This is a genomic window from Streptomyces sp., assembly GCF_035563135.1.
Lineage (GTDB): Bacteria > Actinomycetota > Actinomycetes > Streptomycetales > Streptomycetaceae > Streptomyces.
Genome location: NZ_DATMVN010000250.1, coordinates 1 through 14,337, shown reverse-complemented (window position 1 = coordinate 14,337; position 14,337 = coordinate 1). Strand labels below are relative to the sequence as shown.

Here is a 14,337-nt window from a genome sequence, read left to right as displayed (position 1 = left end):
GTCCCCGCACAGGGCAGCCCGCTCACAAAGGACACCCCGCTCACCCCCCTCACACAGGACCGCTGAGACACTCCGCACACACCCCCGCACCGCACCCCGACCCCACCGGTGCGGTCCGGCGAGGAAGGCCGCGACGCCCGGACCACCCACAACACCACAGAGCGCCGCCGACGACCCACCCCCGCCACCGGCAGGAGCCCTCCCGCCCCTGCCGGACCAGCGGGACACCCCATGAACCGCTCATAGCCGACAGGGACCGCAGCCGATGCTCCGTCGGAGAACACCCGTAAGCACCCCTGAACGCCCGGCCCAACCCACCGGCGTGGAACAAACCCCAGCGCGCCGCGATCACATGAACGGGCACGGCACACAGCCGCGACGGCGACAGCACGCGGAGCCGGACCAGAATTCGGCAACCCCCGCGCGATGGAACGGACGGCGGCCTCCTACGAGCTACGCCTCCACAGCCCCGGACCATGCCCAGCCCCACCACGGCAGACGCACAGCTCCCAAGGCGTGAGCCCACCCGTTCGACCGAGCCGCGCCCTGCGGCTCGACACCACAGGGCAGCACCTCCACCCCTCACACCCAAGAGGTGGACGCCAAGACAACAGACTGTGAACGCAGGGACAACACCCCCATGAGGCGAACGGTTAAGTTATCGACCCGTGGCGACGGGCCAAAGGCAGCGACCCTCACCGTTCGGCCGAACCCCTCAGGGACCCACACCCCACCCATGAGCGCCCCGGCGAATCGAGGAACCCCAGGACGGACCGGCCCCGGTCCCCGGAAACCGCCGGAGACTCCCCGCCGTACCGGTCGCCACAGCCCTCACCCCACGCGAACACGAAGTCACACAACAGGAGCGTCCGATGAAGAAATTCCAGATCGCGGGAACCACGATCGCCGCCGCGGCACTGGTCGCCCTCACCCAGTCACCCGCCTCCGCAGCGACCGACGTGACCGTCTACGGACCGAGCTTCAAGTCGGGATGCGCTCACGCCTCCACCGGGCACTTCGCCTCCTACGGCGAGGTCTTCACCCTGTACGACAGCTGCGCCGACGGCTGGGCGGCCGTCATGAAGGTGGACGTGGCGCCCTACAAGCCCAGCGGCGGCTACGACTTCCTCATCTGGAACACGAACAGCGCCTCCGGATCACCGATGACCGTCAACAAGGAATACGCAGAAGGCACAGGAGTCTGCATACAGGCGGGATCCGGTGAGCACTCCAGCGGCGAGACAGGAAGCAACAGCTGGGGCTACTGGTCCTGCGGCACAGCCTGACCCCCCCTCAGCACCCCACGCCCCGCCCCGGCGGAACCATGTAACCCGAAACACCTGGTGAGCGCCGGCATGCCCCGCGGGGAAAGCGCTCACCAGGAACTTCGCCTGCCCGCCTGCCCGTCGGCACCAGTCGGCCGTCAGCCGGCCGTCAGTCGGCCATCAGCCGCGCACGGCAGCGCCACCCTCACACCAGGACCAGCCGCAGCCGGACCGCAACCAGTAAGCCGTGGAGCCCGACACCCCTGCGACAGCACCACGCGACAGACCCGTCCCACGGCCTTCGCACTGAGCTCGCGCACCCCCGGACCGGATCACGAGCTCAGCCGAAGACCACCCCCGCGCGCGGCAGCCACAGACCCGAGCGCTCACCTACGACAGACCCGAGCGCTCACCTACCACGAACCGCACGGGCCCGAAACCAACAACCGGCGCTAGAACACCGGCACACCATCCCGCGTCAGACGCCAGTCCACCGAAGCGAACTCCGCCGGATCCACCGAACCCTTCGCCTTCACCCACCCGATGATCGTGTTCCGGATCTCATCCGAATTCGCCCACAACTGCTTCGCACCCGGAACATGCGGGAAATTACCGCCACCACTCGCCCGATAATTGTTCACCGCAAACACGAACTCCGCCGCCGGATCCACCGGTGCCCCCTCGAACGACAGCCCCACGATCCGCGAACCCACCGGCTTCGCGATATCCACCTCATACGTCACACCCGACACCACGTCATAGTTGTAATCCGGAATGTTCTCCGCATTCGTCAACTTCGACGTATCCACCGGAACCCCGGCCGCCGTCCGCACGTAATACCTCGCCGAGTGCTCCAGATAATCCTTCAGCTGCGCTCCCGTCAGAAGCCGCGCCTCCAACGTGTTCTCGAACGGATACAGCCCCGCAGCATCCCTGATCGTCACCTCACCCGCAGGGATCGACGCCGTACGCGAGAAACACGCCGCCTGCGACAGCACCGGCAACGCCGCGTACTCGCCGCCCGCCAACGCCTCCCTCACCGTCTCCGCCTGCACCACATTGATCAGATCGATGACCGGCTCGTCCCTCCACGGCGCCTCCGCCGTCGACATCGCCACCACCGACGTACCGATCACCTGGTTCACATACGCCACCACCTTCGTGTGCTCGTCCCCGAGCAACGACGTGATCCGCGGATCCTCCTCCACCGTGTTCGAATTCAGCACCGAAGCACCTACCTTCTCGACCACCCAACGACCCTTCTCCCACACCAGATCGAAATCGAACAGCGTCAACCGCTGCCCCCACTTCAACGGCTCCGAGAGAACAACCCGCTTCCCCGTCCCCTTGTTCGTCACGAAATACTCAGGAATCTCCGAGTGCGCGTGACCCACCAGAATCGCATCGATCCCCGGCACCTGCTCCGCCACCAGACCCGCCGCATTCTCGACGTACGGCAACTGATCCCCGTACGACGACGTCCCCGACGAACCCGAATGCGCCGAAACGACCACCACATCCGCACCCATCGAACGAAGCTTCGGCACCCACTTCGCCGCCTGCTCCTCAAGACCCGGGAACACCATCTTCCCGCCCACATTCGCCTTGTCCCAGATCGCAATACCAGGATTCGTCAACCCCAGCACCGCCACCCGCACATCACGACCGTACGGCGTACGCATCCGCTTGATCACATATGGAGCGAACGCCGGCCGCAGCGTCTTCGCATCCAACGCGTTCGCACCCAGCAGCGGGAAATCACACTGCTCCTCGAACTTCCGCAACACCGGAATGCCGTAATTGAACTCATGATTCCCCAGCGCCGCCGCGTCATAACCGATGCGATTCATCGCCTGCGCCATCGGATGCACCGGACCACGCTTCGCCGTGATCGGATCGACCTTCGCGTAGTAATACGACAACTGAGTGCCCTGGATCGTGTCACCCGCATCGATCAACAACGTGTTCCGACGGCCCCGGTCCTCCCGGATCTGCTCCACCAGCGTCGAGATCTTCGCCAGCCCGACGTCGTTGTGCGCCTTGTCGTCGAACTCCTGATCCGTGAAGTAGTCCCAGTTGAAGACATTGCCGTGCAGATCCGTCGTCCCCATCACCGTGAACGAGTACCGCTTCGACGGACGCCCATGACCACGCCCCCTCACCTCCGAGGCCGCCGCAGACCCCGCACCGACCCCTCCCGCCAGCGCCACACCCGCACCGGCGACAGCCGAACGGCCCAGAAACGTCCTACGGTTCAACGACATCCTTGACTCCTCGTTCGAGCGAACAACGCGCGTAGATTCTGACCCGGCCACCACCGCCCGCAACACCCCGAACAGGTTTCGATCTGGTGACCGGCACCACCACCCCGCACCCGCACCCACCCGCCAGGACGCACCCGAAGACGCTCATCGGAGCGCCCCGCCGCACAATTCAACAGTTGTCAATAACCCTTCATGCAAAGGCCGTTGGACAGTCACGCAGAGACAATTACCTACCCGCAGGTAAGGTCTAGGCTCGAACCATGCGCCGAGCAAAAATCGTTTGTACCCTGGGACCCGCAACCGACACATACGAGCAGATCAAGGCACTCGTCGAAGCGGGAATGGACATCGCCCGCCTCAACCTCAGCCACGGCACCTACGCCGAACACGAAGAGCGCTACCACCACGTACGCAAAGCATCCGAGGAAACCGGCCGCAGCGTAGGAATCCTCGCCGACCTTCAAGGCCCGAAGATCCGCCTCGGACGCTTCACCGAAGGCCCCGTACTCCTTGAACGCGGCGACGACTTCACCATCACCGTCGAACCCGTCGAAGGCGACCGCACCACCTGCGGCACCACCTACGACGGCCTCGCCGCCGACGTCACCACCGGCGAACGCATCCTCATCGACGACGGCCGCGTCACCCTCGAAGTCACCCAGGTCGACGGACCCCGCGTCCACACCACCGTCATCGAAGGCGGCATGATCTCCGACCACAAGGGACTCAACCTCCCCGGCGTCGCCGTCTCCGTCCCCGCACTCTCCGAAAAAGACATCGACGACCTCCGCTGGGCCCTGCGCACCGGCGCCGACATCATCGCCCTCTCCTTCGTACGCACCGGCCGCGACATCGACGACGTCCACCGCATCATGGACGAGGAGAACCGCCGCCTCCCCGTCATCGCCAAGGTCGAAAAACCCCAAGCCGTCGACAACATCGACGACATCGTCGCCGCCTTCGACGGCATCATGGTCGCCCGCGGCGACCTCGGCGTCGAAATGCCCCTGGAACAAGTCCCGATCGTCCAGAAACGCGCCATCAAACTCGCCAAACGCAACGCCAAACCGGTCATCGTCGCCACCCAGATGCTCGACTCGATGATCGACAACTCACGCCCCACCCGCGCCGAAGCCTCCGACGTCGCCAACGCCGTCATCGACGGCACGGACGCCGTGATGCTCTCCGGCGAGACCAGCGTCGGCAAATACCCCGTCGAAACCGTCCGCACCATGGCGCGCATCGTCGAGGCGGCCGAGGAGGACATCCTCGCCAAGGGCCTCCCACCCCTCACCGACCGCAGCAAGCCCCGCACCCAGGGCGGCGCGGTCGCCCGCGCGGCAGCCGAGATGGGCGACTTCCTCGGCGCCAAGTTCCTGGTGGCCTTCACCCAGAGCGGCGACACCGTCAAGCGCCTCTCCCGCTACCGCTCCCCGATCCCGCTCCTCGCCTTCACCCCTGACCCGGCCACCCGCGCGCAGCTGAACCTGACGTGGGGCGTGGAGACGTTCCTCGGGCCGCACGTGGACTCGACGGACGCGATGGTGGCGCAGGTGGACGAGGAGCTGCTGCGGATCGGCCGCTGCCGGAAGGGCGACACCGTGGTCATCACGGCCGGCTCCCCGCCCGGGGTCGCCGGCTCCACGAACCTGGTACGGGTGCACCACATCGGCGAGGACGACAGCCCGAAGTAACGGTCGTCAGTACTTCGGCCCGACGTGAGCGTCCATGAGGGCCACGGACGCCCGTCGGGCTACGGAGATGTTGTACTCCTTGCCGGCGCGGGTGCAGTGCGTCCATTCGATGCCGAGTTTGTCCAGGGTGTTGGTGTAGAGCTGCCGGATGTCGTCGGAGACATTCGTGAACCAGTACCGGGGGTACTCGTAACGCTTGCGGATGCCGCCGACCATCCGGGTCGTCCAATTCATGGTCCGACAGCCATCCGAATGGATGAGACCCCGAACGAACTCCCATGGGTGCGTGTCGATAATTTCCTGTTGCCAGGTTTCTAGGATGATCGGACGTTCGTGCTTCTTTCCTGGGCCGTGTTGTGGGAAGACGCATGTCCAGTGCTTCGTAAAGGACTTGACCTCGACGCAACCGTTTCGGTGGCGTCGCCCGGTACGGGGCATGGGCATCACCTTGCGCATGGCCGATTCGGCTTCGTCGATCAGTCCGGGCCAGGTGTCCCCGCAGAAGATCGACAAGTGGTGCTGCTTGGGCTTGGAGATGATGTGACCATCGCCCAGGTAGAGCCCTAGAAGATAGGCATAGGCGGCGCGATCAGGGTCTCGATTGGTGCAGACCGGGCAGTCGGTGGATCGCGCGTACTGGACCCCGCGTGCTTTGCGGTCCTCGTGCAGCCACCAGCCGATTGTTCCGCGAGGGACGTTGAGCAGCTCCGATGTGGCACGGTTGGTGATCCCGCTCCGCAAGAGGGCGAGCGCTTCCTCGCGTATCGATGGATTGTGCTGTTCCATGGGACGAAGTCTTGTGCTTCGTTCGCAGGTAGTTGCCAGGGGCGAAGGAGTGTTCACCGGCAAGGATGAAGATCGCAAACCGGCGATTCAACCTTGGAAAAGAAGGAGAAGTGCCCCGAGTCGGATTCGAACCGACGCTGTATGGGTTTTGAATCCATGGCCTCTACCGCTGGGCTACCGGGGCTCCTTCGAAACGAAGGGCGCGGAAGACCCTCCGTGCCTCAAACATACCGTAACTAGGTAGGCTCTTGGGAGCAGCACCCCTGTCTTGATCAAGGAGCCCCGTGACCACCCCCGAGTCGCCCCAGCCCGTAGACGCCGCCGACGACGACAAGTCGCACGTCCCGCCGCTGACGACCCGCGTCGTCATCGCCGAGGACGAGGCGCTGATCCGCCTCGACCTCAAAGAGATGCTGGAGGAAGAGGGCTACTCGGTCGTCGGCGAGGCCGGGGACGGGCAGCAGGCCGTCGAGCTGGCCCGGGAGCACCGGCCGGACCTGGTCATCCTGGATGTGAAGATGCCGGTCCTCGACGGGATCTCCGCCGCCGAGAAGATCACGGAGGAGTCCATCGCCCCCGTGCTGATGCTCACCGCGTTCTCGCAGCGTGACCTGGTCGAGCGGGCCCGGGACGCCGGGGCGATGGCGTACCTGGTGAAGCCGTTCAGCAAGAGCGACGTGGTCCCGGCCATCGAGATGGCGGTGTCCCGGTTCGCGGAGATGAAGGCGCTGGAGAGCGAGATCGCGGATCTGTCGCAGCGGCTGGAGACCCGGAAGCTGGTGGACCGGGCGAAGAGCATCCTGCAGACGGATTACGGGCTGTCCGAGCCGGCGGCGTTCCGCTGGATCCAGAAGACGTCGATGGACCGCCGGATGTCGATGCAGCAGTTGGCGGAGGCGTTGATCGAGGACGCCGAGGAGAAGAAGAAGGCGGCCGAGTAGCCGTCGGAGACGTAGGAGAAGGGCCCGCTCCCGGATGGATACCGGGGGCGGGCCCTTCTCGTTGTGCGGGGGTGTTCAGTCCTCGCCGAGGTAGGCCTTGCGGACCGATTCGTCGTGGAGGAGGTCGCCGCCGGTGCCGGAGAGGACGACCTTGCCGACCTCCATGACGTGGCCCTGGTCCGCGAGGGAGAGGGCGGCCTGGGCGTTCTGTTCGACGAGCAGGATCGTGGTGCCTGATGCCTTGAGCTCGACGATGGTTTCCATGATCTTCTGCATCATGATCGGGGAAAGGCCCATGGAGGGTTCGTCGAGCATGAGCAGTTTGGGCTGGGACATGAGGGCGCGTCCCATGGCGAGCATCTGCTGTTCGCCGCCGGAGAGGGTTCCGGCGGCTTGCTTCCGGCGTTCCCCGAGGATGGGGAAGAGGTCGTAGGCGCGTTGGATGTCCTTTTCGATGCCTGCTTTGTCGGTGCGGAGGAAGGCGCCGAGCTGGAGGTTCTCCGTGATGGAGAGGCGGGGGAAGATGTGGCGGCCCTCGGGTGAGTGGGCCAGGCCGAGGGAGACGATCTTGTGGGCGGGGATGCCGTTGAGGGGTTTCCCGTCGAAGAGGATGCGGCCGCCGGAGGGTTTGAGGAGGCCGGAGAGGGTGCGCAGGGTGGTGGTCTTGCCGGCGCCGTTGGTGCCGATGAGGGTGACGATCTGGCCGGCTTCGACGGTGAAGGAGATTCCCTTGACGGCTTCGATCTTGCCGTAGGCGACCCTGAGGTCTTCGACCTCGAGCAGTGCGGTCACTGGGCTTCCCCTTCTGTGCTGGTGGTGCGCTCGGCGGCGGTGGCCTTCTTGGGGGTGTCGGCCTCGAAGGGTGTGCCGAGGTAGGCGGCGACGACGCGTTCGTCGCTCTGGACGACGTCGGGTGTGCCTTCGACGAGTTTTTCGCCTTGGACGAGGCAGGCGACGCGGTCGCAGAGGTTGAAGATGAAGCGCATGTCGTGCTCGATGACGAGTACGGCGATGCCCATGTCGCGGATGGCGAAGATGAGTTGTTCGGTGACGCGGGTTTCCTGCGGGTTCATGCCGGCGGTGGGCTCGTCGAGGAGGAGGAGTCCGGGGTCGCTGGCGAGTGCGCGTGCGATTTCGAGTTTGCGCTGGTCTCCGTAGGGGAGGTTGCGCGCGAGGTGGTCGGCCTTGTCCTCGAGGCCGATGAATTCGAGGAGTTCCATGGCGCGGGTGTGGGATGCCGCTTCGGCCTTCTTGAAGCCGGGGCCGCGCAGGAGGGCGGACCAGAGGCCTTCCTTGGTCCTGGTGTGGCGTCCGACGAGGACGTTTTCCAGGACGGTCATGTTGGCGAAGAGCCGGATGTTCTGGAAGGTGCGGGCGATGCCTGCCTGGGTGACGAGGTGGGGCTTGGGGGGCAGGACGGTGCCTTTGTAGCGGACCGTTCCTTCGGTGGGGACGTAGAGGCCGGTGAGGCAGTTGAAGAAGGTGGTCTTGCCGGCGCCGTTGGGGCCGATGAGGCCGACGATCTCGCCGGCGTTGACGGTGAGGTTGACGTCGCGTACGGCGGTGAGGCCGCCGAAGCGCATGGTGACGCCGCCGGCGTCCAGGACCGGGGTGGTCTCGTTGGTGGTGGTCGTCATGTCTTTCACGCCCCCGCCTTCGTGGTGCCGACGCCGGAGTCGGGCAAGGTGGCCTCGGGTGTGTCGAGTTGGCCGGTCTCGTGGAATTCGAGCTGGGCGCGCCGGCTGGCGATGAGGCCTTCGGGGCGGAAGCGCATGAGCAGGATGAGGGCGAGACCGAATCCGAGGAGCTGGTAGTCCTGGAGGAACTGCAGCTTCGCGGGGATCATGTAGAGGAGTGCGGCGCCGATGAGGGGTCCGCTGATGGTGCCCATGCCGCCGAGGATGACGGCGGCGAGGAGGAACGCGGAGTTGGGCGGCACGGGTCCGGCGAAGACGTACATCTCGGGGACGACGGTGCTCTGGACGTGTGCCTGGACGGTGCCGGCGAGGCCGGCGAGGGTGGCGCCGAGGGCGAAGGCGATGAGTTTGACGCGGAAGCCGTTGATGCCCATGGCGGTGGCGGCGGTCTCGTCCTCGCGGATGGCGACCCAGGCGCGGCCGATGCGGGAGCTGCCGGCTCGGCTGAAGACGAGGATCACGAGGACCATCGCGAGCAGCATGAGCAGGTAGTAGTTGGCGTAGCTGCCGAGTTCGATGCCGAGGACGGTGTGGGATTCGCCGAAGTCGTATCCGAAGAAGACGAGGTCGGGGATGTTGGGTACGCCGTTGGGGCCGTTGGTGATCTGGGGTCCGGATACGCCGTCGAGGTTGCCGACGGTGATGCGGAAGATTTCGCCGAAGCCGAGGGTGACGATGGCGAGGTAGTCGCCGCGGAGGCGGAGGGTGGGTGCTCCGATGACGACGCCGAAGATGAGGGAGACGGCGGCGCCGGTGAGGACGGAGGCCCAGAAGGGGAATTGGATGTCGAAGGCGGATGCGGTGGTTCCTGAGACGAGTGCGGCGGTGTAGGCGCCGACGCCGAGGAAGGCGACGTATCCGAGGTCGAGGAGTCCGGCGAGGCCGACGACGATGTTCAGGCCGAGGGCGACGGTGGCGAAGATGAGGATGTTGACGGCGATGAGGGTGTACTGGTCGGTGCTCTGGGTGAAGGGGAAGGCGGCTGCGGCTACGAACGCGGCGGCCATGGTGATGGAGCGGTGTGTGGTGGTGAGGTGGGAGAGGCGGCCCATGAGGCCCGCTTTGAAGAGTGCGGCGACGGCGAAGCCGGTGGTGATCATGTAGCCGGTGAAGAGTTCGGCGTATTCGGTGTCGATGCCGTAGGTGACGACGAAGAGGCCGGTGCCGAAGGCGGCGACGATGATGAGGATTTCGGCCCAGGGGGGGAGGTTCTTGGGGCGGGGTGCCTTGTGGGTGTCGTCGGGGAGGAGGAAGGCGAGGAGCGGGATGGCTGAGGTGGCCGCTGCGACGAAGCCGCCGGGTTCGAGGTTGATGATGCCGCCGAGTTCGACGGCGATGGCGATGGTGGTGAACCAGGTGGTGCCGAAGGTGCCGAGGGCCAGGAGCTGGAGGGCTTTGGTGGTGCCGGTGGGTGCGAGCCAGCGGAGGCCGCGGGTGTCGAGGGCGGCGAGTGCGTAGAGGAGTACGAGGGCGCCTGCGACGAGGGTGAGGACCTGGAGGCCGCCGGGGTAGCCGTAGACGGTGAGGTCGCCGGGGAATTCGTCGGTGTAGGTCCAGGCGAGGAAGGTGCTGGCGAGGGTGGCGGTGCCGCCGAGGGCGGTGGCCCAGCGCAGGGTGGTGGTGCGGGTGCTGGTGTCGGCCGGGGTGGTTTTGGTGGTGTCGGTTGTCATGGCTCTCACGCCCGATCCGCGACGCGCTCGCCGAGCAGGCCTTGTGGCCTGACGAGGAGGACGACGATGAGAAGTACGAATGCCCAGACGTTGGCCCAGGCGCCGCCGCCGAGCTGCTGCATGCCGGGGATTTCTTCGATGTAGGCGATGGAGAGGGCTTCGGCGAGGCCGAGGACGATTCCGCCGACCATGGCTCCGTAGATGTTGCCGATGCCGCCGAGTACGGCGGCGGTGAAGGCTTTGAGGCCGAGGATGAAGCCCATCTCGAAGTTGATCTGGCCCTTGTCGAGTCCGTAGGCGACGGAGGCGACGGCGGCGAACGCGGCTCCGATGGCGAAGGCCATCACGATGATGCGGTCGGTGTTGATGCCCATGAGCTTGGCGGTGTCGGGGTCCTGTGCGGTGGCCTGCATGGCGCGGCCGCTGCGGCTCTTGGCGACGAAGAGGCCGAGGGCGAGCATGCACAGGGGGGCGAGGACGAGGATGAAGGCGTCTGCGCGCTGGAGGTAGAGGTTGTCGAGGATCTTGAAGGATTCGCCTTGGAATTCGGGGAAGCTGCGGGGTTTTTTCGCTTCGGGGTAGAAGCCCCAGACAAGCTGCTGGAGGACGATCGAGAGGCCGATCGCGGTGATGAGGGGTGCCAGTCGGGGGGCGCCTCGCAGGGGGCGGTAGGCGAAGCGTTCCGCGGCGGTGGCCACGGCGACGGAGGCGAGGGCGCCGCCGATGATCATGAGGGGTATGACCACCATGAGTGAGGTTCCGCTGGGGAGTACCAGGTAGGTGGTGAGGGCGCCGAAGCCCCCGATCATGAATATCTCGCCGTGGGCGAAATTGATGAGCTGGACGATGCCGTACACCATGGTGTACCCGATGGCTATGAGGCCATAGAGCGCGCCGAGTGCGAGACCGTTGGCCAGCTGTTGCGGCAGTTCGTTCACCGCAGTGCCTCCGATGAGCTTGTCGGATATGACACCGCGCGAGGGTGCTGTTTGCACCCTCGCGCGGTCAGGAGCGTGTGCTGTGGGTGTGCTGGGTGGTCAGTCTTCGAACGTGGCGCTCTCGACGTCCTTCCAGGCGCCCTTCTGGACCTGGTAGACGGTGAGCTGCTTGTTGGTGGTGTCGCCGAATTCGTCGAAGGAGACCTTGCCGGTCACGCCGTCGAAGGAGACCTTGGCCATGGCTTCGGTGACCTGGGCGCGGGCGTCTGCGGGGAGCTTGCCGTCGTTGTCGGCGACGACGGCCTTGACGGCCTGGATGATGGCCCATCCGGCGTCGTAGGAGTAGCCGCCGTAGGCTGCGAAGGGGTCCTTGTAGCCGGCTGCGTTGTAGTCCTTGATGAACTGCTTGGCGGTCGGGAGGGCTTCGACGGGGTAGCCGACGGAGGTGGCGAAGTCGCCGTCGTTGGCTTCGCCGGAGGCGCTGATGAAGGCGGGGTCGTAGATGCCGTCGCCGCCCATGGTGGGGATCTTGGCGCCGGTCTTCTTGATCTGGTCGGAGAGCAGGCCGCCTTCGGGGTACTGGCCGCCGTAGTAGACGGAGTCGGCGCCGGAGCTCTTGACCTTGTCGGCGGTGCTGGAGAAGTCGGTCTCCTTGACGGTGACGTGGTCGGTGCCGACGACCTTGCCGCCGAGGCGTTTGAATTCGGCGGAGAAGATGGCTGCGAGGCCGGCGCCGTAGGTCTGCTTGTCGTCGACGACGAAGACCTGCTTCTTCTTGGCCTTGTTGTAGAGGTACTGGGCGGCGAATTTGCCCTGGACGACGTCGGTGGCGCAGGTGCGGAAGTAGGTCTTGAAGACGCGCTTGGAGTCGCCCTTGCCCCAGTTGTCGCCCTGGCTGAGGGAGGGGTTGGTGTTGGCGGGGGAGACCTGGGTGAGGTCGGCCTTCTCGAAGACGCCCTGCATGGACTGGGCGACGCCGGAGTTCAGGGGGCCGACGGCTCCGAGGACTTCCTTGTTGCCGACGAGTTTGGTGGCGTTGGCCTGGCCGGAGGCGGGGACGGCCTGGTCGTCGAGGGCTTCGATCTTGAATTCGATGCCGGGGACTTCGTTGTTCTTGTTCGCGGTCCTGGCTGCGAGGTCCACGGAGTTCTTGATGCCCTGGCCGAGTGCGGAGAGGGATCCGGTCAGCGGGGCGTCGACGCCGATGACGACGGTGGTCTTGCTGTCGCTGTCGCTGTTGCCCTTGCTGTTGTCGTCGCGCGACCCGCAGGCGGTGAGTGTGAGTGCACCGGTGGTGAGCACTGTGGTGAGGATGATCAAAGAACGGTGTCGCACGAAAGGTCCTTTCCCTGGCGCGGCCTCCTCTGCATGAGGTGCCGTGACTACGCCGGGCTGTACTGGGTGGTACAGGGCCGTGCAGCAGACACGCCCGGCGGCGCGGTGACTGGCCGTGACTCTAAGGGCAGGTCGGGGGGTGCGGGATGGGTCCGGTGATGATGTGACTGTCTTGTTATGCCGTGGGGAAGGCTTGTTGGCCGCAGTGTGGAGGTGTACGGCTTTTGCCCGGGCGGTGAAGTGACCGCATGGTGAGAACGCGCAGCTCTGCTAAGGGGCTTGGGCTGATCTTGGTGCTGTCGCGCGAATCGGGGCGCAAGGGGCGCGGGGGAGGGCTGCCGGGTGTGCGGGGGCGGGGCGCGCGATGTTTTTCGTGTATTGCACACTTATTACGCAGTGTTACATGTGTGGGAAGTGTGCGCTGTGCCGCGAGGGTGGCTGGGCGGCTGAAGTGGTCCGGGGAACGGGCTTGAAGATAGAGGGAGTTGACCCTGAGTGTTCGTCAACTCTCCTTTGTTGCACCGGATATGGTTCTGCCCGGTCCGGAATGCGGTGTGCTTTCCGGGCCGGGCAGTGGGGTGCCGGAGCGGGAGCCGGGTCAGTCCGCGGCCGGGCTGGGCGCGTCACGGAGCAGGCAGGTGAGGCGGGCGGTGCAGACCCGCCTGTCGTGCTCGTCGGTGATGACGATCTCGTACGTGGCGGTGGAGCGGCCGCGGTGGACGGGGGTGGCGGTGCCTGTGACGAGGCCGCTGCGGACCCCGCGGTGGTGGGTGCAGTTCAGGTCGACGCCCACGGCGATCCTGGTGACGCCGCCGTGGAGCATGCTGCCGACGGAGCCGAGGGTCTCGGCGAGGACGGCCGAGGCGCCGCCGTGGAGCAGTCCGTAGGGCTGGGTGTTGCCTTCGACGGGCATGGTGCCCACGACGCGTTCGGCGGAGGCTTCGATGATCCTGACGCCCATGCGCTCACCGAGGTGGCCGGCGGAGAAGAGGGCGGGGAGGTCGACGCCGAGTGCCGCGTACTCGTCGATGATCTCCTGGGGGAACGTGGGTGCGGTGTGCTCGCCCATGGGGTCCGGCTCCGATCGTGTGCGGTCGTTGCTGTCCGTCCTGTTCTTATCAGACGGCTGAGCGCGCGCTTAGGGCTGTGGCCGGTCAGGCCGTCTCGAACCGGACCACGACCGATTTGCTGGCCGGGGTGTTGCTGGTGTCGGCGGTGGCGTCCAGGGGGACGAGCACGTTGGTCTCCGGGTAGTACGCGGCGGCGCAGCCGCGGGCGGTGGGGTAGTGCACGACGCGGAAGCCGGGGGCGCGGCGCTCCACGCCGTCCTTCCACTCGCTGACGAGGTCGGTGTAGGAGCCGTCGGCGAGGCCGAGGGCGTGGGCGTCCTCGGGGTTGACCATGACGATGCGGCGGCCGCCCCTGATGCCGCGGTAGCGGTCGTCGAGGCCGTAGATCGTGGTGTTGTACTGGTCGTGGGAGCGCAGGGTCTGGAGCAGCAGCCGGCCTTCGGGGAGTTCGGGGTGTTCGACGGGTGCGGCGGTGAAGTTGGCCTTTCCCGTGGCGGTGGGGAAGCGGCGTTCGTCGCGGGGGGCGTGGGGGAGTGCGAAGCCGTCGGGGTGGGCGACGCGGTCGTTGAAGTCCTCGAAGCCGGGGATGACGCGGGAGATGCGGTCGCGGATGGTGCCGTAGTCCTTCTCGAAGTCCTCCCAGGGGGTGGTGGAGGCGGGGCCGAGGGTGGCGCGGG

Annotated in this window: 12 protein-coding genes and 1 tRNA gene; 3 read left to right on the top strand and 10 right to left on the bottom strand. The window is 66.1% G+C overall.

Going from position 1 to position 14,337, the window contains the following annotated elements:
• Positions 1–872 precede the first annotated feature (872 nt).
• Positions 873–1,286, top strand: coding sequence for a hypothetical protein (locus VN520_RS10935; protein WP_325746678.1), 414 nt, complete (start codon positions 873–875; stop codon positions 1,284–1,286).
• Between the two features lie 431 nt (positions 1,287–1,717).
• Here the strand turns inward: VN520_RS10935 and VN520_RS10930 are convergent, their stop codons facing one another.
• Positions 1,718–3,529 (bottom strand): bifunctional metallophosphatase/5'-nucleotidase, encoded by a 1,812-nt coding sequence (locus tag VN520_RS10930; protein ID WP_325746677.1) that lies wholly within the window; start codon positions 3,527–3,529, stop codon positions 1,718–1,720.
• A 260-nt stretch (positions 3,530–3,789) separates the two neighbouring features.
• Here VN520_RS10930 and pyk point away from each other — a divergent pair, with 260 nt between their 5' ends.
• Positions 3,790–5,223: a pyruvate kinase gene (pyk, locus tag VN520_RS10925; protein ID WP_325746676.1), complete on the top strand. Its 1,434-nt coding sequence runs from the start codon at positions 3,790–3,792 to the stop codon at positions 5,221–5,223.
• A gap of 6 nt (positions 5,224–5,229) precedes the next feature.
• Here pyk and VN520_RS10920 read toward each other — a convergent pair whose 3' ends face one another.
• Together VN520_RS10920 and VN520_RS10915 are read right to left on the bottom strand one after the other, a co-directional pair.
• Entirely contained in the window at positions 5,230–6,009 is a 780-nt protein-coding gene (locus VN520_RS10920; RefSeq protein ID WP_325746675.1) for a helix-turn-helix domain-containing protein, read from the bottom strand.
• 111 nt (positions 6,010–6,120) lie between these two features.
• Positions 6,121–6,193: transfer RNA gene (locus VN520_RS10915), tRNA-Leu, on the bottom strand.
• Positions 6,194–6,293: 100 nt separating this feature from the next.
• Between VN520_RS10915 and VN520_RS10910 the strand changes: the two genes are divergently transcribed.
• Positions 6,294–6,950: an ANTAR domain-containing response regulator gene (locus VN520_RS10910; protein ID WP_325746674.1), complete on the top strand. Its 657-nt coding sequence runs from the start codon at positions 6,294–6,296 to the stop codon at positions 6,948–6,950.
• Positions 6,951–7,025: 75 nt separating this feature from the next.
• Here the strand turns inward: VN520_RS10910 and VN520_RS10905 are convergent, their stop codons facing one another.
• The 7 genes from VN520_RS10905 to VN520_RS10875 all read right to left on the bottom strand — a co-directional run.
• On the bottom strand, positions 7,026–7,742 hold the full coding sequence (locus tag VN520_RS10905; protein ID WP_325746673.1) for an ABC transporter ATP-binding protein: 717 nt from the start codon (positions 7,740–7,742) through the stop codon (positions 7,026–7,028).
• Positions 7,739–8,587, bottom strand: coding sequence for an ABC transporter ATP-binding protein (locus VN520_RS10900; protein ID WP_325746672.1), 849 nt, complete (start codon positions 8,585–8,587; stop codon positions 7,739–7,741). Before VN520_RS10900 ends, VN520_RS10905 begins: the two co-directional genes overlap by 4 nt.
• Before the next feature lie 5 nt (positions 8,588–8,592).
• Entirely contained in the window at positions 8,593–10,317 is a 1,725-nt protein-coding gene (locus VN520_RS10895; protein ID WP_325746679.1) for a branched-chain amino acid ABC transporter permease, read from the bottom strand.
• 5 nt (positions 10,318–10,322) lie between these two features.
• On the bottom strand, positions 10,323–11,255 hold the full coding sequence (locus tag VN520_RS10890; protein ID WP_325746671.1) for a branched-chain amino acid ABC transporter permease: 933 nt from the start codon (positions 11,253–11,255) through the stop codon (positions 10,323–10,325).
• A gap of 99 nt (positions 11,256–11,354) precedes the next feature.
• Positions 11,355–12,590, bottom strand: coding sequence for a branched-chain amino acid ABC transporter substrate-binding protein (locus tag VN520_RS10885; RefSeq protein ID WP_325746670.1), 1,236 nt, complete (start codon positions 12,588–12,590; stop codon positions 11,355–11,357).
• Between the two features lie 598 nt (positions 12,591–13,188).
• The gene (locus tag VN520_RS10880) at positions 13,189–13,659 is read right to left on the bottom strand and encodes a hotdog fold thioesterase (protein ID WP_325746669.1); all 471 of its coding nucleotides are present in this window, start codon (positions 13,657–13,659) and stop codon (positions 13,189–13,191) included.
• An 85-nt stretch (positions 13,660–13,744) separates the two neighbouring features.
• Positions 13,745–14,337 (bottom strand): molybdopterin dinucleotide binding domain-containing protein (locus VN520_RS10875; protein WP_325746668.1); only part of this gene is annotated, 593 nt, incomplete at its 5' end.

Excerpts from the sequence above, each read along its gene's own strand:
- VN520_RS10935 (WP_325746678.1), top strand. The coding sequence starts at position 873 with ATGAAGAAATTCCAGATCGCGGGAACCACGATCGCCGCCGCGGCACTG.
- VN520_RS10930 (WP_325746677.1), bottom strand. The coding sequence starts at position 3,529 with ATGTCGTTGAACCGTAGGACGTTTCTGGGCCGTTCGGCTGTCGCCGGT.
- pyk (WP_325746676.1), top strand. The coding sequence starts at position 3,790 with ATGCGCCGAGCAAAAATCGTTTGTACCCTGGGACCCGCAACCGACACA.
- VN520_RS10920 (WP_325746675.1), bottom strand. The coding sequence starts at position 6,009 with ATGGAACAGCACAATCCATCGATACGCGAGGAAGCGCTCGCCCTCTTG.
- VN520_RS10900 (WP_325746672.1), bottom strand. The coding sequence starts at position 8,587 with ATGACGACCACCACCAACGAGACCACCCCGGTCCTGGACGCCGGCGGC.
- VN520_RS10895 (WP_325746679.1), bottom strand. The coding sequence starts at position 10,317 with ATGACAACCGACACCACCAAAACCACCCCGGCCGACACCAGCACCCGC.
- VN520_RS10880 (WP_325746669.1), bottom strand. The coding sequence starts at position 13,659 with ATGGGCGAGCACACCGCACCCACGTTCCCCCAGGAGATCATCGACGAG.